At 72.3% G+C, this 19,501-nt stretch carries 9 protein-coding genes; 3 read left to right on the top strand and 6 right to left on the bottom strand.

Features of this window, described 5'->3' with window-relative positions; translation table 11 throughout:
• Nucleotides 1-95: 95 nt before the first annotated feature.
• Nucleotides 96-914, bottom strand: coding sequence for a hemerythrin domain-containing protein (locus tag AB0O11_RS04455; RefSeq protein ID WP_363381602.1), 819 nt, complete (start codon nt 912-914; stop codon nt 96-98).
• Between the two features lie 250 nt (nt 915-1,164).
• Nucleotides 1,165-2,223, bottom strand: coding sequence for an alpha/beta hydrolase-fold protein (locus tag AB0O11_RS04450; RefSeq protein ID WP_363381600.1), 1,059 nt, complete (start codon nt 2,221-2,223; stop codon nt 1,165-1,167).
• A gap of 413 nt (nt 2,224-2,636) precedes the next feature.
• On the opposite strand from AB0O11_RS04450, the gene AB0O11_RS04445 reads away from it, so the two are divergent.
• On the top strand, nt 2,637-3,380 hold the full coding sequence (locus AB0O11_RS04445) for an SDR family oxidoreductase (RefSeq protein ID WP_363381599.1): 744 nt from the start codon (nt 2,637-2,639) through the stop codon (nt 3,378-3,380).
• A gap of 129 nt (nt 3,381-3,509) precedes the next feature.
• On the opposite strand, the gene AB0O11_RS04440 is transcribed toward AB0O11_RS04445, so the two are convergent.
• From AB0O11_RS04440 to pulA, 3 genes are all read right to left on the bottom strand, one after another.
• Nucleotides 3,510-5,246, bottom strand: a complete 1,737-nt coding sequence (locus AB0O11_RS04440) for a carbohydrate-binding module family 20 domain-containing protein (protein ID WP_363381597.1) — start codon at nt 5,244-5,246, stop codon at nt 3,510-3,512.
• Between the two features lie 291 nt (nt 5,247-5,537).
• Nucleotides 5,538-7,865 (bottom strand): M4 family metallopeptidase, encoded by a 2,328-nt coding sequence (locus AB0O11_RS04435; protein ID WP_363381595.1) that lies wholly within the window; start codon nt 7,863-7,865, stop codon nt 5,538-5,540.
• Between the two features lie 551 nt (nt 7,866-8,416).
• On the bottom strand, nt 8,417-13,975 hold the full coding sequence (gene pulA, locus AB0O11_RS04430) for a pullulanase-type alpha-1,6-glucosidase (RefSeq protein ID WP_363381593.1): 5,559 nt from the start codon (nt 13,973-13,975) through the stop codon (nt 8,417-8,419).
• A 317-nt stretch (nt 13,976-14,292) separates the two neighbouring features.
• Between pulA and AB0O11_RS04425 the strand changes: the two genes are divergently transcribed.
• Nucleotides 14,293-15,261 carry a phosphatase PAP2 family protein gene (locus AB0O11_RS04425; protein ID WP_363381591.1) on the top strand — a complete coding sequence of 323 codons (969 nt, stop codon included), beginning with the start codon at nt 14,293-14,295 and terminating at the stop codon, nt 15,259-15,261.
• 99 nt (nt 15,262-15,360) lie between these two features.
• Here the strand turns inward: AB0O11_RS04425 and AB0O11_RS04420 are convergent, their stop codons facing one another.
• Nucleotides 15,361-18,387 carry a bifunctional [glutamine synthetase] adenylyltransferase/[glutamine synthetase]-adenylyl-L-tyrosine phosphorylase gene (locus AB0O11_RS04420; RefSeq protein ID WP_363381589.1) on the bottom strand — a complete coding sequence of 1,009 codons (3,027 nt, stop codon included), beginning with the start codon at nt 18,385-18,387 and terminating at the stop codon, nt 15,361-15,363.
• 258 nt (nt 18,388-18,645) lie between these two features.
• On the opposite strand from AB0O11_RS04420, the gene AB0O11_RS04415 reads away from it, so the two are divergent.
• A complete protein-coding gene (locus tag AB0O11_RS04415; RefSeq protein ID WP_363381588.1) occupies nt 18,646-19,401 on the top strand; it encodes a class E sortase in 756 nt (251 codons plus the stop codon).
• The last annotated feature ends 100 nt before the right edge of the window (nt 19,402-19,501 follow it).

The raw sequence follows: 19,501 nt of genomic DNA, 5'->3' as shown, positions 1-19,501 counted from the left end.
TCTGGAACTCGCGGGCGATCCGGCATATTCCGGAGGCCCGCGCCGGAGGCTCATGCCACGCGCGTAGATCCACGGCCCGCAAAAGTGCCCCGGAGTCAGTCGGCGATGCTCCCCAGGCCGCCGAAGCCGAGGCCCGTTCCGGCGCCCGAGGCCGGACCGTCCGCCGGGCCCCACAGCGGCGAGGTGCAGCGCTGATAGGTCGCGTGCCAGTGCGGCCAGTTGCGGGCCACGTCGTCGTCGCACTCGGCCAGCAGCCGCTCGACCAGCGCGGGCTCCACGCCCTCCAGCAGCCAGGCCAGCGCGTCCGCCATGCCCGGGCCGTCGGCCAGGCGCAGCAGGTCCAGCAGCTCGCCCAGCCCGCCGAGCCGGGAGCCCTCGGCGATCACCCGCTCCATCCGGGGCAGCAGCTGCCGCTCCTCGATCCGCAGGTGGGTCTCCAGCCGGGCCGCCAGGTCCTCCATCGCGTACGCGACCGGCCAGGCGCTGCCGGTGTCCCGGCTGGCGATCCGCACCAGCGTGGTGACCCGGGTGAAGGAGTGGTCCAGGTTGTGGTGGTCGTCCTCCAGCCAGTTGAGCAGCAGCCGCAGCTCCGGCGCGAAGCGGCGCACGATCGGCCAGAGCCGGGTGTCCTGCTGCTCGTGGTGGCAGGTGAGCATCGCGGTCATGAAGTTCCAGTGCCGCAGCAACGCCTCGCCCTTGTGGTCCTCGTCGGGCTGGAGCAGCCGCAGCGCGTTGGGCAGCCGGGCGAGGTCCCGGCGCATCGCGGCGTGGACCAGGCGCAGGCCGGCGAACCGCAGGGTGACCGGCTCGTCGTCCGCGGCCCGTCCGTACGCGTCCGCGCCCAGCGGGTCGGCTCCGGGCCGGCCCTGCGCGGGCACGGTGAGGGTGGACGGGGACACCAGGTGGATCGGCATGGCACTCTCTTCAAGGCTTGGGGCACGGCGGGTGGTGGCGGCCGGTGAGGACCGCCCCAGCCAAGGTGCTCACAGCCCATCAGAAGCGAATCAATGTCCGATTGACGCGCAGGTCACGGGCCTGCGGACGGGCACCGGATCTGCGTGGAGATCACCGGCGCCCGCCGGAAGGGCGCCGGAAAAACAGGACCGCCGGTGCCGGGAGCGCGAACGCGTCCCGGCACCGGCGGTGCGGGTGGGAGCAGGGGCCTCAGTCGGCCGCCGGCCCCGCCAGGTGGGCGGTGAGCCACACCAGGGTGTCCGGGATCATCTTCTTGAAGTCCGAGGTCAGGTGCTTTCCGCCGGGCTGCTCGTGGTATTCGAGGCTCACCGGCGGCACCGCCTTGGCCACCCAGTCCTTGACCACCTTGGTCTCGTACGGGTTGGCGCCGCCCGCGGTGACCAGCATGCTCACGTCGGCCTTGCCCTGGGTGACCAGCACGTTCGGGTTGTTGGCCTCGCGCTCGGCCTCGTGGCCCTTCCACAGCAGCGAGTCCGGTATGAAGTAGCCGTCGATCGGCACCGCGGCCTTGTAGACCTGCGGGTACTGGAGGGCGAGCTTGGCGCTGCAGAAGCCGCCGGTGGAGGCGCCCATCACGCCCCAGCCGTCGCGGCCCTTCACGGTGCGGAAGTTGGCGCGGACGAAGTCCGGGAGGTCCTCGGCCATCCAGGTGGCCATCTTGGGCTGACCCGGGATGTCGGAGCAGTCCAGCGCGTTCTTCTCGTCGCTGTTGAAGTTCTGCACGGGCATGATCATGATGAACGGATGGGACTTGCCCTCCTTGACCAGCCGCTCGTTCTCCTCCTGGATCGGCAGCTGGTTGTCGGTCCAGGTGTTGTAGCCGTTGCTCTGGCCGCCGGCGAAGAGGGTGAGCACCGGGAAGCCGGTCTTGGCGAACTTGGGGTCGTTGTACTCGGGCGGCAGCCAGACCCAGACCTGGCCGGTGACGCCGGACTTCGCGCCGGTCACCTTGGTCATCATGATCGGGCCGGCGGCGGTGTCCCGGACCTTGTTGAGGCCGGCGGCGGGCCCGGTGGGCATCAGCACCTTTCCGGCGGGGGCCGTGGTCGCGCTGCCGGTCGCACCCGGGGTGGTGCCGGTGGCGCTCGGGCTGCCCGCCGAGCTGCTGCTGCCGGCCGGGGTGGCGTTCGCCGTGGCGCTGTCCCCCTTCCCACCGCCGGAACTCCCGCAGGCCGCGAGCGAGGCGGCCAGGGCGAGCACGGCGGCGCCGGACAGGACGGCACGGGAACGGGACGACTGCCTAAGCACGGTGAGGACTCTCCGACCGATGTCGCGCCCGGTCCGTCTGACCGGGCGGCGGCCCCCCGGTGGGGCCGGACAGGCCCGGGGGCACAGCGATGAAGCGTCCCCCGGAGTGATGGCGCGCCGCCCCTCGCGGGGGTGCGCCTTCCTGCGATCTTATGACGTGGGCCGGGGTGGGCCGGTTGCGCGGTGACCGCTGGAAATCCAATGTTTGTTCGCAATCCGGTAAAGGCCTTCACCGATCCCCCCGGACGGCGGGGGCCGGATGGCGGGGGTGGCTGCCGGACTCCCGCCGAGCCGTCCGGATTCCGGGGTTTTGACCAGTGACGGCGGCCCGCCGATCCGCGACGATCACGAGGTACGCCCAGGTCCGGCCGGGAACAGTCACCGAGGCCGGAACAGTCATCGAGGAGGGTGCCATGAACCAGCGGATCGCCGTCGTCACCGGAGCCGGGAGCGGCGTCGGCCGGGCCGTGGCGGTCGAACTGGCCGCGGCCGGCTGGCGGACGGTGCTGGCCGGCCGGCGGTCCGGGCCGCTGCGGGAGACCGCCCGGCTCTGCGCCGCCCCGGCCGACGCGGTGCCGACCGACGTCACCGACCCGGCCTCGGTGGACGCGCTGTTCGCCGCGGCCACCGAGCACCACGGCCGGGTGGACCTGCTGTTCAACAACGCCGGCACCTTCGGCCCGGCCGTCCCGGTGGAGGAGCTGGCCGTCGAGGACTGGCGGGCCGTGGTCGACCTCAACCTGACCGGCGCCTTCCTCTGCGCCCGGGCCGCGTTCCGGCAGATGAAGGCGCAGGACCCGCAGGGCGGCCGGATCATCAACAACGGCTCGGTCTCCGCGCACGTCCCGCGCCCGCACTCGATCGCCTACACCGCGACCAAGCACGCCGTCACCGGCCTGACCAAGTCGCTGTCGCTGGACGGCCGCCCGTACCGGATCGCCTGCGGGCAGATCGACATCGGCAACGCGGCGACCGACATGACGGCGGCGATGGGCACGGGCGTGCGGCAGGCGGACGGCCGGATCGCCCCCGAGCCGACCATGGACGTGGCCGACGTGGCACGCACCGTGCGGCACATGGCCGGGCTGCCGCTGGAGGCCAACGTGCAGTTCGCCACCGTGATGGCGACGGCCATGCCGTACATCGGCCGGGGGTGACGGACGGTTCCGTCACCCCTCGTGCGAGTGCCGGTGGCGCAGCGCCCCGCCTCCCGCGTCCGGCCGGTGGACCCGGTGCCCGGCCGGGCGGTCCGGCCGGACCCGGGACCACGGCTCACGGCTCACGGCTCACGGCCGCCAGGTGTCGTTCAACGTGACGGTCCCGCCCGAGGGCACCGTCGCCGCCCGGTTGGCGCCGGACTCCCAGGTCACCGCACCGTTCGCATCCTTGCGGACGTACTTGTACTGGAAGGACGTGCCGGCCGGCAGCGACAGCGCCAGCGACCAGACCGGGTAGCCGGCCGAGGAGAGCGGCAGCGCCTTCGCCGGGTCCCAGCCGCCGAGCGCCGCGACGTCGCCGACCACGTAGAGGTTCTGGCCGTACGAGGTGGTGGCGTTGACGTTGAACGAGGCGCCGGAGACGCTCGCGCCGGACTGGACGTACAGCGCGACCGCGTCGCCCGCGCCGACCGTCGCGGTGAACTGCCCGTTGGCGCCCACCTGGTACGTCGGGCCGGTGCAGCCGCCGCCCGGCTGCGGGTCGCCGTGCTGGACGTCGCAGTAGGTGCCGGCCGGCAGCCCGGTCTGGAAGGTCCGGGTGATCGCGCCGCTCTCGTGGTTGATCGCGACGTAGCCCCTGTTGCCGCGGCCGAAGGCGATCGCGTTGTTGCCGTTGGACCACCAGTCGGTCACCCCGGTGCCCGCCACCGCGTTGCGGAAGCCGACCATGTTGGCGACCTGCCGCCAGGCGTGGGTGCAGTTCCAGCCGTCCTGGTAGCAGGCGTTGACGGTGCCGCCGTTCGGCGGGCCGTCGTCCTTGTTGGTGAAGGAGTAGCCGGAGTAGACGTTGGGGGCGCCGTACGGCGAGGCCAGCAGGAAGACGTTGGCCAGCGTGTAGGTGTTGCCGTAGGTGTAGTTGAGGGTGGAGCCGTTGCGCTCGGTGTCCCAGTTGTCGACGAAGCCGCGCGCCTGGCCGCTCGGCAGGTAGCCCCAGGAGGCGCCCCAGCCGCTGAGGTTGGCGAGCTTGTCGGTGGTGAACATCCGCTTGAGGTCGGTGCCGACCCGGAACTCGTCCAGGTCGCCGGTGCCGGTGTACTCGGTCGGCTGGATCGGCTCGCCGGCGCCGTAGATGACCTCCTGGACCCAGTAGGCCTTGGGGTTGGCCATCTTGGCCTTGATCGCCGCGAGGTCGGCGGCGGCGATGTGCTTGGCGGCGTCGATCCGGTAGCCGTCGACGCCGAGCGAGGCCAGGTCGTCCAGGTAGTGCGCGATGGTGGTCTGGACGTACGTGCTGCCGGTGTCCAGGTCGGAGAGGCCCTCCAGCTCGCAGTTCTGGACGTTGGCGCGGTCCTGGTAGTTGGTGATCGGCTGGCGGCAGGAGTGGAAGTCCTGGCTCTGGTACGTGCCGGGGTAGTCGTACTTGGTGTACGCGGTGCCGCCGGTGCCGGTGCCGGAGCCCGCCGACATGTGGTTGACCACCGCGTCGGCGATCACCTTGACCCCGGCCGCGTGGCAGGCGGCGACCATGTTCTTGAAGGACGTGCGGTCGCCGAGCCGTCCGGCGATCTTGTAGCTGACCGGCTGGTAGGAGGTCCACCACTGCGGACCCTGGATGTGTTCCTGTGGCGGGGAGACCTCGACGAAGCCGTAGCCCTTGGGGCCGAGGGTGGAGGTGCAGGCCTGGGCGACGGAGTCGAAGCGCCACTCGAAGAGGGTGGCGGTGACGTCCTTGCCGTTGTTCGCGGGCGGGGCGGCCTGGGCGGCGGGGGCACCGAGGGAGGTGCCGAGCGAGAGCGCGAGCGCCGCCGAGGCGGCGAGCGCACCGGCCGCGCGGGCGGGCCGGCGGGCGGGGGCGGGGGTGACCACGTCGTCTCCTGGGGGTGGCTGGGGTGGGGCAGCCGGAGGTGAGGTATGCAGGAAGTTTCTGTAACTTGCCGGAAACTTGCAGCGCTGAACCTAGGGGCGCCCGCAGAGGCCGTCAAGACCTTGCTCGAAACCGAGAGGATGCGGCTCGAGTCCCAGGAGATTCGCTTCTGCATTCATGCCGTCAGAGCCGGGTGGCCACAGCTCCGGAGGACACGACAAGGGCCCGGCAGCCGTAGCCACCGGGCCCCTCACCTGTCCTGGTTCACCGGCCCCTCAGGAGCCGGCCCGGGCTCAGCCGGTCTGGACGGCGGTGTCGTCGATCACGAAGCTGGTCTGGAGCGAGGAGTCCTCGGTCCCGGCGAACTTCACGGTGACCGTCTGGCCCGCGTAGGCCGACAGGTCGAAGGTGCGCTGCTGGTAACCGGCCGCGGCGTCCACGTTGGAGTAGGTCTTCAGCGTGGTGCCGTTCACCGACACGGTCAGCTTGTCGTACGCGGTGCTGCCCGACTCGGCGGTGTCGATGTGCAGCCAGAAGCTCAGCGTCGCCTTGCAGCCCGCCGGGATGCTCACCGTCTGCGACAGCGAGTCCGAGTGCGCGGAGCCGTAGCCGTTCAGCCACGCCTTCCACGAACCGCTGTGGGCCGCCTGCGAGGTGCTGCTGTCCACCACGCCGCTGGACGCCGTCCACGGGGTGGCCGTACCCGTCTCGAAGCCCGCGTTGCCCAGCAGCTGCGCCGGGGTGCAGCTGCCGCCACCGGCGGAGACGGTCCAGGTGAAGCTGGTCGTGCCGGTCTTGCCGGCCGAGTCCTTCACCGTGACGGTCACGTTGTAGGTGCCCGCGGTGGAGGCGGTGCCGGTGATCGCGCCGGAGGAGGAGATCGACAGCCCGGTGGGCAGGCCGGTCGCGCTGTAGGTCAGCGGGGCGGTGCCGCCGGTGGCGTTGATCTGGAGGTTCACCGCGCCGCCGACGGCGGTGGACTGGTTGCCCGGGTTGGTGACGGTGACGCCGCCCGAGGGCGCCGTGCCGACGTTGACGCCCGCCCAGGCGGTGCTGACCGCGGTCAGCTCGGCGCTGCCGGCACCGTACAGGTCGGTGGCCGCCTTCTCCGTCGCGGTGCGCGCCGCGGCGTAGTTGGTGCTGGAGGTCATGTAGGTGGTCAGCGCGCGGTACCAGACGGCCGCGGCCTTGTCCCGGCCGATGCCGGTCACCGTGATGTTGCCCTGGGTCGGCGAGTTGTAGCTGACGCCGTTGATCACCTTCGCGCCGCTGCCCTCGGCGAGCAGGTAGAAGAAGTGGTTGGCGACACCGGACGAGTAGTGGACGTCCTTGTTGCCGACGGTGGAGGACCAGTAGTCGGCCGAGGCGCCGTCCTTGGAGGGCTTGTCCATGTAGCGCAGCGGGGTGCCGTCCCCGTTGATGTTGATCAACTCACCGATCAGGTAGTCGGGGTTGTCGCTCGGGATGTTGGCGGAGAACTCGACCATCGTGCCGAAGATGTCCGAGGTGGCCTCGTTGAGGCCGCCGGACTCACCCGAGTAGGTCAGGTTGGCGGTGGCGGAGGTGACGCCGTGGCTCATCTCGTGGCCCGCGACGTCCAGCTCGGTGAGCGGCGCGGTGTTGTTGCTGCCGTCGCCGTAGGTCATGCAGAAGCAGGAGTCGTCCCAGAACGCGTTCACGTAGTTGTTGCCGTAGTGGACGCGGCTGTAGGCGCCGACACCGTCGTTGCGGATGCCGTTGCGGCCGAAGGTGTTCTTGTAGTAGTCCCAGGTGGCCGCGACGCCGAAGTGGGCGTCGACCGCGGCGGACTCGCCGTTGCTGACGGTGCCGTCGCCCCAGGTGTCGGTGGACTTGCTGTACATCGTGCCGGTGCCCGAGGTCCCGTGGTTCAGGTTGGTGGTGTACATCCCACCGCGGGCGCCGTCCTTCATCTGGTAGGTCGACCCCGACTGGGTCGTACCGATGGTGACGTTGCCGACGAAGACGCCCTTGCCGGAGCCGGTCTCGATGCCGTCCCACTGCTGGATGACCTGGCCGCTGGTGGCGTCGGTGACGACGTGCATCTTGCTCGGGGTGCCGTCGGCCTTGGTGGAGGAGACGACGGTCTCCCAGGCCAGCCGGGGGCTGTTGTCGGCGGCCCAGACGACCAGGCGCGGCGCGGTGTCGACCGCGGTGCCCGACTCGGCGGCGAGCGCGGCGCTCTGCGCGGCCGGCGCGGCCAGCTTCGGCGTGGTGTTCACACCGCCCAGCGGGGCCGTGCTGGCCCGGTCGACGCCCTTGGTCGCACCGGTGGGCGCCTGGTGCACCACCAGGTCCCCACCCAGGACGGGCAGTCCGTTGAGGGTGCGCTCGTACCGCAGGTGGCGGGTGCCGTCCGCGTCCTGGATGACGTCCTTGGTGACCAGCTTCTCCGAGCCGCTCAGGCCCAGGCTCTGGGCGAGGGAGGTGGTCTGCTGGTTCGCGGCGGAGATCAGCTGGGCGCGGTTCGCCTGCTGGGCCGCGACGGCGGCCGGCGCATCCGGCGTGGCCGCCTGGGCGATCACCGGTATGCCGGTGACCAGCAGCGCGGTGGAGGCGGCCATGACAACCGCCGCCTTCCGGGCGTGAGCGTAACGGGACATGCGGACTCCTTTTCCGACCGGCGCGGGGTCGCGCACGGTGGAGAGAAAACCTGGGCCGCGGGGTCGCGGCGCAGTGGGGGCCCCCGCCGGGTACGACGGGAGTGCGGATGCGGTGCTCACAACTCGTTTGCAGGGTCGGGACGCGCTGCACCTGAACTGGACCAGCTGCACCGGGGGGTGGGGCCCCCTCGACTACAGCCGGAGGAATCGTGGCAGCAAACGAGCCTTTAATGACAGATGCATGCCACGGATTGGCCGATTCATTACCGAAACCGTATGCAGGCCGGTTCGTCAGTTGTGTTACCCCACAACGGACTCGTGAACACGGTTTTCATGCCCCCGGCAAAGTTCGATCACTATCGGCGGTCGGTGACCAGCACTCAGAACCGCGGCGGGCGCCGACGGGTGGCCGGCAGCGCCCGGCGGCCCCGGCACGTCACAGTTCCGGCCGTGCCACCGAAGGTTTCCGGCCAATGTGCGTCCGGAACGGAACCGGGCCCCGCACCACCTGAACAGTGGTACGGGGCCCGGGAGTTGTCGGGGTGCACGAATCAGTGTTGGACGAACACCGCCACGGTGCGGCCCGGCACGGTGAAGGTGCCGGTCGCGGCGTCGAAGCCGGACCGCTGCACCACCCGGTCCGTCCCGCCCGCCTGGACGGGGTGCAGCGCCTGGCCGGTGCCCGCCAGCGCCGGCACGGTCTGCGCCTGCGCCGTGGGCGTGGCGTTGAAGACCACCGTGACGCCCTTCTCCGCCCCCGGCAGCCCGGTGCCGTCCAGGTGCAGGGTGATCACCCCGGGCGTCTCGCCGGCGGTGCCGGAGAGCGGGTAGGAGAGCCGCTGCTGGACGGCGGCCAGGGTGGGCAGCGAGAACAGCGGAGAGGACTGCTTGATCCGCAGGAACTCCTGGTACTGCGCCGAGGCCGCCCGGATGTCGGCCGCCCCCACCATCAGCCGCGGGTCGGCCAGCAGGGACCGGGCTGCCGTCCACTGCTCCTGGTTGTCCTTCGCCATCGGCAGGCCACGCCCCCAGCCGTTGCCGTCCACCGCCCCCGTCGAGGGATCGGGCCAGTGGATCGCGTTGAACCAGTCCCCCGAGTCGTAGGAGTTGGAGTCGAGCGACTTGGAGCGCAGCAGGTCGCTGCCGGCCTGGGCGAAGCCCGCGCCCTGGGTGAGCGCGGTGAGCGAGAGCCCGAACGCCTGCATCCGGGCCCGGTCGGCGGGCGCGGTGCCGGTCGGCAGCTTGTACGCGAGCGCGTCGAAGAGGTCGGTGTTGTCGTGGGCGTCCACGTACTCCACCGCCTCACCGGGCTTGGCCGCGTACCCGGTCGGGGCACCGTTGTAGTCGACCTGGGCGCCGGTGACGGACTTTCCGGAGCTGTCGGTGAAGGAGTAGCCCGCCAGGTTGCCGGTCAGCCCGACCTTCAGCTGGTCCATCTGGTGCAGCAGCCGGGCCTTCTGCTCCTCCGGGGTGCCGTTCGCGGCCGAGCCGTTCGGGTCGGTGTACAGACCCGACGCGAAGCCCTGCTGCTGGGCGGAGTTCAGCATGAAGTTGCCGCCGCGGGCGGCGTCCCGGATCCGGTCGTCGAAGGTGGCGATGCCGGTGCCGGCCATGTTCTGCTGGGTGGCCTGCTCGAAGCGGGCGTTGTCGGCGACGACGCCGAAGTTCCAGCCCTCGCCGTACAGGAAGACGTTCCTGCCGTCCACGCCGTCCGAGTCCGGCGTCATCTTCCGCAGCGCGGCCTGCACGTCCAGCATGGTGGACTTCGGGTCCAGGCCCATCAGGTCGAAGCGGAAGCCGTCCACCTTGTACTCACGGGCCCACAGCGTCACCGAGTCGACCACCAGCCGGTTCATCATGGCGTGCTCGGGCGCGGTGTCGGAGCAGCAACTGTCCGTCGTCACCTTGCCGTTGGCGTCCAGCCGCTGGTAGTAACCGGGCACCACCCGGTCCAGCACCGAGTGCTCGGCCTGGCCACTGGCGGCGGTGTGGTTGTAGACCACGTCCAGCACCACCCGCAGCCCGGCCGCGTGCATCGCCTGCACCATCTGCCGGAACTGCACGGTGCGGGCCACACCGTTCGGATCGGTGGCGTAGGAGCCCTCCGGCACGTTGTAGTGCAGCGGGTCGTAGCCCCAGTTGTACGCGTCGTCGGCGGCCACGGCCGCCACGCACTCCTGCTGCTTCGGGCCGTCCGGCGGAAGGGACTTGAGGTCGCAGGCCGGCAGCTTCTGGTCCGCCCGGTTCTCCCGGATGGTGGCGATGTCGAAGGTCGGCAGCAGGTGCACCGTGGTCACCCCGGCCTTGGCGAGCTCCCGGAGGTGCTGCATCCCGGCCGAGTTCGACTCGGTGAACGCCAGATAGGTGCCGCGCTCGGCCACCGGGACGGTGGGGTCCTCGACCGAGAAGTCCCGGACGTGCAGCTCCTGGATCTGCTGCTGCGCGGGCGGGACGGCCTGCGGGCGGGCGTGGTCGTCCCAGCCCGCGGGCTTGAGCGCCTTGGCGTCGAGGTCGGCGACCAGACTGCGCCCGGAGTCGGTGGAGAGCGCCACCGAGTACGGGTCGGTGACGGTGTTGACCACCAGCTGCTGCGTCGAGGGCGCCCAGACCTTCACCTGGTACAGGTAGTACTTGCCGTCCAACTCGCGCTTGTCACGGACGAGTTCCCACACACCGGTCTCGTCGTCCAGCTTCAGCGGCAGCGTCTTCGGGGTGCCCCCGGTGGCGCTGTCGAAGACCTGGACGGAGACCTCCTGCGCGGTCGGCGCCCACAGCGACAGCGCCACCTTGCCGTTGTAGTAGGCCGGTCCGAAGTCCACCTTGCCGGTCCGCCCGGCGTACAGGTCGTCCAGCACGCCCGGGATCTGCACCCCGGTGGCGGCCGGCACGGCGCCGCTGGGCAGGTGCTCGGTGAACAGCAGCTGGCCGCGCAGCGCGGCCGGGACGCGGGCGGCGTCCCGGGCGTCCACGGTGAAGGCCCGGTAGCCCGCCAGGTGCGGGTACTTGGCCTTCTGTGCGTCGGTCAGCCCGCCCTTGACCGGGGTGAGCCGCAGCCACTTGCCGGGCTTGGTCAGCGTGCCCCGGTCCGCCCGGATGCCGCCCTCGGGGTCGTACACCAGCTGGGCGCTGGTGCCGCCGGCCAGGGCGTCGTCTCCCGCGCCGAAGTTCGCCGGGACGACGACGGTCCTGGCGTCGATCCACTGGGCCTTGGCGCCGGTGAGGTCGATCTGCGAGGAGGCGGCCGGGTTCTGCGGCAGCAGGTAGCCCTCGCGGCCGCCGAGGATCCACACCTCCTTGCCGTTGACGGCGAAGTCCAGCGACTGGTCGGTGGGCAGGTCCTTGTCGTTGCCCTTGTGCAGGATGTAGCTGAGGCTGGTCGCCCCGGGGGCCAGCGGCACCTCGAAGACGGCGCCGAAGGCGTCGCGGCGCGCGGGCAGCAGCGGCTTGCCCCAGTCCGTCGGGGTGGCCGCGCCGGTCCAGTCGTGCAGGCCCCAGCCGTCGTAGTCGCCGTCGGCCCGGTTGTAGTGGATGACGGCGGTGTTCGCGGGCTGGCCGTTCGCCGGCCCGGGGTTGGCGGTGCGCACGGCCGGGTCGCCCTGCTTGAGCCACACCTCGCCGGTGCTGCCGACGTCGAGGTGCCGGTCGGCGTCGACGTCCTTGACCCCGTCCTTCTCGACGATGAACCCGACGTCCGAGGCGCCGGGCTTGAGCCGCACGTACGCGAAGGCGCCGTACGCGTCCCGCCCGGTGAAGGCGTGCCCGGCCGGCCACTGGGTGGTCTCGCCGTCGGCGAGGTCGCCCCAGGCGTAGAGGTTCCAGCCGTCGTAGTCGCCGTCCGGCCGGTTGTAGTGGACGACGGCGTACGGGCGGGAGCCGGCGGCGGGCACCGGCTTGGGCGCGGGGGTGCCGGTGGTGAAGCTCGCGGTGGCGGAGCGCAGGTGGCCACTGGAGTCCTGCACGACGGCCTTGTAGCGGACCACCGTGCCGGGGGCGACGGCGGCCAGGTCCTGGGTGACCGCGAAGAGCCTCTGGCTGTCGGAGCCGGACTTCCCGGTGTCGGCCGTGCCCAGCGTCTGCCAGGGCCCGCTGCCGATCTGGGCGGCGAAGCTCACCCGGTTGAAGCCGCCGCCCGTCGTGGCACCGACCGTGACCAGCCCGGTCGAGCCGTCCGCCGGCGGCTGTACCGCGAGCTGCGGCGCGGCACCGACGGCCGCGAGCCTGCCGCCCGCCTTGAACACCACGGAGGAGAGGGCCGGCACGGTGACCGTCACCTTGCGGTCGCCGCCGCTGGTGATCCGATCCCCTGCGGAGGGGTAGATCCGGTCGAAGCCCATCCCCGCCGAGAAGGTGTCCAGGGTGACGGTCTTCGCCTCGGTGGCGTTGTTGACCGCGGCCAGGTACTCGACCTGCTGCCCGGCGTCGATCCGGGAGAAGGCGTACACGCCCGCGCCGTCGGCGGCGTAGCGCTCGATCTGGGCGCCGTCGGCCAGCGCCGGGTTGTCCCGGCGCAGCTTGGCCAGCCCGGCGATGCCCTGGTAGAGCTCGCCGCCCTGCCCGTACCGGTCGGCCGGGCCGGAGGGGCCGCCGAGCACCCGGTCACCGTTGTACGAGGCGGACTTGGAGGCGAACAGGTCCTGCCGGGCGTCCTTGTCGCCGCCCGCGCCGGTGAAGCCCTGCTCGTCGCCGTAGTAGACGACGGGCTGGCCGCGGGTGAGGAACTGCAGCTCGTTGCCGAGCCGGTCCTTCTTCAGCAGGGTCGCGTCGTCGGCGCCCGGGTTGTCGGCGAGCAGGAAGGAGCCGAAGCGGCCCATGTCGTGGTTGCCGAGGAAGGTCGGCAGCTCGTACGCGTCGGTGTCGGCGCTGGTGTAGCGGTAGTCCTGGGCGTAGACGTCGGCGAGGTTGCGCGCCGAGCCGCCCTGCGAGACGTAGGAGCGGGCCGCGCCCTGGAACGGGAAGTCCAGGATGGCCTGGAGCCTGCCCTTCGTGACGTACGGCGAGGTGACCGCCGGGTCCCCGGAGTAGACCTCGCCGAACATGAAGAACTTCCTGTTGCCCTGCTTGGCCGCGAAGTCCTTGAGCGCGGGCGCCCACTGCTGCCAGAACGCCATGTCGACGTGCTTGACGGTGTCGATCCGGAAGCCGTCCACGCCGGCGTCCTTGACCCACTGCTGGTAGACCTTCTCGAAGCCCTTCACCACCTTGGGGTTCTGGGTGTCGAGATCGTCCAGGCCGCTGAAGTCGCCCTCGGTGGCGGACTCGCCGGCGAAGGTCGAGTCGCCCCGGTTGTGGTACAGCGCCGGGTCGTTGAGCCAGGACGGGGTCTTGGCTCCGGCGTCGGCCGGGTTGCGGAAGACCGGGGTATAGGGGAAGGAGTCCTTGGTGATCTTCGGCCAGGGGGATCCGGCGTCGGCGATCGCGGTCTCGTCGACCGGGTTCCCGTCGGCGTCCAGCGTCGGGTACGCGCCGGTCGAGCGGTAGCCGTACTGCTTCTCGGCGTGGTCGATGACGTCGGCGGTGTGGTTGGTGATGACGTCGAAGAAGACCTTGATGCCGCGGGCGTGCGCCTTGGCTATCAGCTCCTTGAGCTGCTCGTTGGTGCCGAAGTGCGGGTCGACCTGGGTGAAGTCGGTGATCCAGTAGCCGTGGTAGCCGGCCGAGGCGTCGGCCCCGCTGCCCTGCACCGGCTTGTTCTTGAAGATCGGGGCCATCCAGATCGCGGTGGTGCCGAGGTTCTGGACGTAGTCGAGCTTCTGGATCAGGCCGGCCAGGTCGCCGCCGTGGTAGAAGCCCTTGTCGGCGGGGTCGAAGCCGTTCTCCAGCCGCCCGCCCGTGATGCCCCCGGTGTCGTTGGCGGTGTCACCGTTGGCGAAGCGGTCGGGCAGGACGAAGTAGAACTGCTCGCGGGTGAGGTCGTGCCGCCCGGCGGTGGCCGCCAGCGCGGCGTCCGAGGGCGGGGCCGGCGGGGCGGCGGCGAGGGCCGCGGGGGCACTGCCGAGGGTGGCGGCGGTCAGTGCGGCGGCCAGCAGGACGGCCGTGCGGCCCGGTGGTCTGCGGCGGCCAGTGGTTCGTCGGGCAGTGCTCCGTCGGGGGCGGAGCGGGACATCGGCCACTGAGGGCTCCCTTAGGGGAAGGGGCGATCGATTTCCCAGGAAGCTAGCGGCCTGCAATATGTTTCAGCAAGATGCAGAAACCGTTTCGTGCCGGGAAATTCCAGGTGGGCGACCGTCTCCGACCACCCCGATTACTCCTCCGGAGCGACGGGCGTGACAATGGGACCCATGTCCGTCCCACCGGTACGCACCGAACCCCAGAGCACCCCCTACCCCGGTGGGAGCCGGCCCGTACCCCTCAAGGGGGACGGGCGGTGAAGAATCCACTGCCAGAGGATGAGCAGACGGCTACGAGTGGTCTGGCAGACTTGCCGTCCATGGGGGAACCGACCGAGATCCAGCGAGGCGACGCCGGACGCGCCGACGCGGCCAGTGGTGGCGGTTCCGAAGCAGCGAAGGCCGTCCCCGGCCGCCTGCCCGAGGGAACCACCCGTGCCGCCCAGTCCCGTACCGTCGCACTGCGCGACCGCATCAGCGCCCAGCGCCGATCGCCGGCCCGGCCGCGGATCTGGTTCGAGCTGGCACTGATCGGGATCAGCTACTGGATCTACTCGATCGTGCGCAACGCGGTTCCCGAACAGGAAGCGATAGCCCAGAAGCACGCACGCTGGATCTGGGACCTGGAGCAGCACCTCGGCATCGCCGTCGAGCACTCGATCAACCACGCCGTGGACAGCGTCGGGTGGCTCATCACGGGCATGAACTACTACTACGCCACCCTGCACTTCGTCGTCACGATCGGCGTGCTGGTCTGGCTCTACCGCCGCCACCCCGGCCGCTACGTCGCGGCCCGCTCGGTGCTGTTCGTGACCACCGGGATCGCCCTGGTCGGCTTCTACTTCTTCCCGCTGGCCCCGCCCCGGCTGATGACCGACGGCGGCTTCATCGACACCGTGAAGGCCCACGGCACCTGGGGCTCGATGGCCTCCGGCCCCGCCGCGCACGTCTCCAACCAGTACGCGGCGATGCCCTCGATGCACATCGGCTGGTCGATGTGGTGCGGCCTGGCGATCTTCTTCCTGGCCCGCCGGAAGTGGGTCAGGGCGCTCGGCCTGATGTACCCGGCCGCCACCCTGGTGGTCATCGTCTCCACCGCCAACCACTTCTGGATGGACGCCGTCGGCGGCGAGCTCTGCCTGGCGCTGGGTTTCCTCACCGCCCGCTGGATGTACCACGAGTGGGTCTACAAGCTGCCCAGGGTGCCCGCCCGGGAGACGGTGGCCGAGCAGCCGATCACCGTCCCGGAGCAGTGGAGCGAGCCCGCGGTCAGCACCGCGCGCCGCTGACCGGCCGACCTCCCGAAGGGGCCCCGAAACGGGGCCCCTTTCGCGTACCCGCCGGAGCCGCGGACCGACCCGGTCGGTCGGAGCCGCGGGCCGGCCCGGTCAGTCGGAGCCGTAGAACAGCCGGACCACCACCGCCCGGGCCCGCCGGGTGACCCGCCGGTAGTCGTCCAGCAGTTCGCCGCTGTGCCCCGAGCCGTACCCGAGGTAGCGGGCCACCCCGGCCAGCTCCCGGGCCTCCCCCGGGAAGCTGTCCCCGGGCCGCCCGCGCACCAGCATCACCGCCGCCCGCACCCGGGAGGCCAGCACCCAGGCCGTGTCCAGCACCTCGGCGTCCTCCGGCCTGACCAGCCCGGCCTCGACGGCGGCCGCCAGTGCCGCCCTGGTCCGGGTGGTGCGCAGGGCCGGCACGCCGTGCCCGTACTGGAGCTGGAGCAGCTGCACCGTCCACTCGACGTCCGCCAGCCCACCCCGGCCGATCTTCGTGTGGGTGGTCGGGTCGGCCCCGCGCGGCAGCCGTTCGGCCTCGATCCGCGCCTTGATCCGGCGGATCTCCACCAGGTCCCGCTCCGGCACTCCGGTGCCCGGGTAGCGCAGCGGGTCGATCAGCTGACGGAACCGCGTGCCCAGCTCCTCGTCCCCGGCCACCGGCTCGGCCCGCAGCAGCGCCTGGCTCTCCCAGGCGTGCGACCAGCGCCGGTAGTAGGCCGCGTACGAGGCGAGGGTGCGCACCAGCGGGCCGCTGCGGCCCTCCGGCCGCAGGCCGGCGTCGACCAGCAGCGGCGGCTCCGTGGAGGGCGCGCCCAACTGGGTGCGCAGCTCGTGGCAGACCGCCTGGGCGGCCCGGGCAGCCTCCTCCTCCAGCGAGCCGAGCAGCGGCTCGTGGACGAAGAGCACGTCCGCGTCCGAGCCGTAGCCCAGTTCGTGGCCGCCGAAGCGGCCCATCGCGATCACCGCGATCCGGGTCGGCAGGTCCCCGTGCTCGGCCTCCCACCCGGCGACGCAGGCGCGCAGCGCGCCGCCCATGGTGGCGGCGTTGAGCGCGGTGAGCGCCTCCCCCGCGGTGTCCAGCGCCTCGGCAGGGTCCTCCCCGAGCCGCCCGAGCACGTCCGCGGCGGCGGTGCGGAACAGCTCCCGACGGCGCACCGACCGGGCGGCGGCCACCGCGGCGGCGGTGGACCCGGCCCGGCCGACGGCGGCCCGGATCTCCCCCTCCAGGGCGGCCCGACCGCGCGGTTCCAGACCCTGTGGGTCCCCCAGCATGGCCACCGCCTCGGGGGCGCGCAGCAGCAGGTCGGGGGCGAGCCGGCCGGCCGACAGCACCCTGGCCAGCTGTTCGGCGGCGGCGCTCTCGTCCCGCAGCAGCCGCAGGTACCAGGGGGTGCGGCCGAGCGCGTCGGAGACCTGGCGGAAGTTGAGCAGCCCGGCGTCCGGATCGGAGGACTCGGCGAACCAGCCGAGCAGCACCGGCAGCAGGGTGCGCTGGATCGCGGCCTTGCGGCTCACCCCGGAGGCGAGCGCGCTGATGTGCCGCAGCGCGGCCGCCGGGTCCGCGTAGCCCAGCGCCTCCAGCCGGGCCCGGGCCGCGTCCGGGGTCAGCCCGGTGGCGCCCGGCGGCAGTTCGGCGACGGCGTCGAGCAGCGGCCGGTAGAACAGCTTCTCGTGCAGCCGCCGGACCTCCACCGCGTGCCGCTTCCACTCGCGGTGCAGCGCGGCCACCGGGTCGGCGCGGGTGTCGTCGTTGATCAGCGCCGCCAGCGAGCGGGCCAGCCGGCGCAGGTCCTCGGCCCCGGTGGGCATCAGGTGGGTGCGGCGCAGCCGGTACAGCTGGATGCGGTGCTCCAGCGAGCGCAGGAAGCGGTACGCGGCGTCCAACGAGGCGGCGTCCGCCCGGCCCACGTACCCGCCCCGGGAGAGCGCGGCCAGCGCCTCCAGGGTGTTGCCGCTGCGCAGCGCCGGGTCGGTGCGGCCGTGCACCAGCTGGAGCAGCTGCACGGAGAACTCGACGTCGCGCAGGCCGCCCGGGCCGAGCTTGAGCTGGCGGTCCAGCTCGGTGACCGGGATGGAGTCGACCACCCGGCGGCGCATCTGCTGCACGTCGGTGACGAAGTTCTCCCGGGCTGCGGCCTGCCAGACCATCGGGGCGAGCGCCTCGACGTACGCGGCGCCGAGCTCCGCGTCCCCGGCGACCGGGCGGGCCTTGAGGAGCGCCTGGAACTCCCAGGTCTTGGCCCAGCGCTGGTAGTAGGCGAGGTGGCTGGCCAGGGTGCGCACCAGCGGGCCGTTGCGGCCCTCGGGGCGCAGGTTGGCGTCCACCGGCCAGATGGTGCCCTCGCCGGTGGTGTCCGCGCACAGCCGGGTGAGGGCGGCGGCCAGCCGGGTTGCGGCCTTGAGCGCCTCCTGCTCGTCCACGCCCTCGCGCGGCTCGGCGACGAACACCACGTCCACGTCCGAGACGTAGTTGAGTTCGCGGCCGCCGCACTTGCCCATGCCGATCACCGCGAGCCGGCAGGCCGCGGCCGCCTCCGGATCGTGCTCGGCGGCGAGGTCCAGGGCGGTCTGGAGGGTGGCGCCGGCCAGGTCGGCGAGTTCGGCGGCGGTCTGCGCGAGGTCGGTGGTGCCGGTGAGGTCGCGGGCCGCGATGGCGAGCAGGCAGCGGCGGTAGGCGACGCGCAGCGCGTCCGCCGGGCCGCGGTCGCCGGTGCGCACGCCCTCGCCGAGGGCGTGGCGGAAGTCCTCCGGGCCGGGGTGCATGTCACGCAGTTCGAAGGTGACCAGCACGTGCCAGTCGTGCGGGTGCCGGGCCAGGTGGTCACCGAGCGCGGTGGAGACGCCGAGCACGCCGAGCAACCGGTCGCGCAGCGGCTTGGAGGTGGTGAGGGTGTCGCGCAGGGTGTGCCGGTCGGCCTCGTCGGCGGCCTCCAGCAGCCGGGCCAGGCCGAGCAGCGCGAGGTCGGGGTCGGCGGTGGCGCCGAGCGCGTCCAGCAGCAGGGGGTCGTCGGCCAGGCCCTCCAGCCCGGGGCCCTCCAACAGCCGCACCGCCCGTGCCGGGTCGGTGAACCCGCGCCGGACCAGCCGGTTCTCCGGCCGGCTGACCCGGCTCCCGGCCCGCTGCTCGTCCATCGCCATCGGCCCCTCCGTCCGCCCGCCCCAGCAGGTTACGCGCCTCCGGGGCCGGCCGCCGGACGGCCCACGGGCCGGGCCCGCCCGGTCACGGGGCGGCCGGGCGCGGGGGCCGGGGTGACGGCGTGGCGTGTCGGCTTGCCCGCCGGCTCACGGGCACGGTGGAGTACGCGCATGACCAGCCAGGACGCCCCCAGTGGCGGCCCCCCTGCCAGGTGCCGCCCTGCTCTGATCCGCCACCGCCGCCGTCCGAGGGGACGACCGATGGCGCCCGAGCATCCGGCCGAGGAGCGAACCCCGCGCCGCCGCCCCCTCCAGGTCGCGGCCGGCGTGCTCGGCGACCTGCTGTTCACCGTCGGTGTGCTGCTGGCCCTGCTGGTCGTCTACTCGCTGTGGTGGACGAACCTCACGGCCGGCCGGCACGCGGACCGCTCCGCCGAGCGGCTGCGCCGGGCCTGGTCGGCGGCGGCCCCGACGGCCCCGACGGCCTCGCCGACCGGCGCCGCGAGCACCGCCGCACCGCCGCCGTACGAGGCGGGCGGCGGCATCGGCTTCCTCCACGTGCCGGGCCTGGGCGCCGGCTACCAGGTGCTGATCGAGGCCGGTACCGACAAGGACACCCTCGCGGACGGGGTTGCCGGCGTCTACACGGCGCCGTACCCGTCGGCCATGCCCTGGGACGCGCAGGGCAACTTCGCCCTCGCCGCCCACCGCGACGGGCACGGCGCGAAGTTCCACGACCTGGACCGGCTGAAGCCGGGCGACCCTCTGGTCGTGGAGACCCACGACCGCTGGTACGTCTACCGGGTCGACGCCACGCTGCCGGAGACCTCCAAGTACGACACCGGTGTCATCGCCCCGGTGCCCACCGGCTCTCCGTACACCGAGCCGGGCCGCTACATCACCCTGACGACCTGCACGCCGGTCTACACCTCGCTGTACCGGATGGCCGTCTGGGGCAGTCTGGTCCGGGAAGAACCGATGGACCCGGGCCGCACGCCGCCCGCCGAGCTGCGCTGAGCCGCTCCGACGAACACACGACCGACGGGCGGTGCGCCGTGCGCGCACCGCCCGTCGGTCACTGAATGCTCCGGCCGCCGCCGGCGCTCACCCGGCGCCC

It is taken from the genome of Kitasatospora sp. NPDC093102 (assembly GCF_040683915.1).
Taxonomy (GTDB): domain Bacteria; phylum Actinomycetota; class Actinomycetes; order Streptomycetales; family Streptomycetaceae; genus Kitasatospora.
This window is presented reverse-complemented; position numbering and strand designations above follow the sequence as displayed.

Bases quoted from the DNA above. Each gene is read 5' to 3' on its own strand.
- AB0O11_RS04455 (WP_363381602.1), bottom strand. From the start codon at position 914: ATGCCGATCCACCTGGTGTCCCCGTCCACCCTCACCGTGCCCGCGCAG.
- AB0O11_RS04445 (WP_363381599.1), top strand. From the start codon at position 2,637: ATGAACCAGCGGATCGCCGTCGTCACCGGAGCCGGGAGCGGCGTCGGC.
- AB0O11_RS04435 (WP_363381595.1), bottom strand. From the start codon at position 7,865: ATGTCCCGTTACGCTCACGCCCGGAAGGCGGCGGTTGTCATGGCCGCC.
- AB0O11_RS04425 (WP_363381591.1), top strand. From the start codon at position 14,293: ATGGGGGAACCGACCGAGATCCAGCGAGGCGACGCCGGACGCGCCGAC.
- AB0O11_RS04420 (WP_363381589.1), bottom strand. From the start codon at position 18,387: ATGGCGATGGACGAGCAGCGGGCCGGGAGCCGGGTCAGCCGGCCGGAG.
- AB0O11_RS04415 (WP_363381588.1), top strand. From the start codon at position 18,646: ATGGCGCCCGAGCATCCGGCCGAGGAGCGAACCCCGCGCCGCCGCCCC.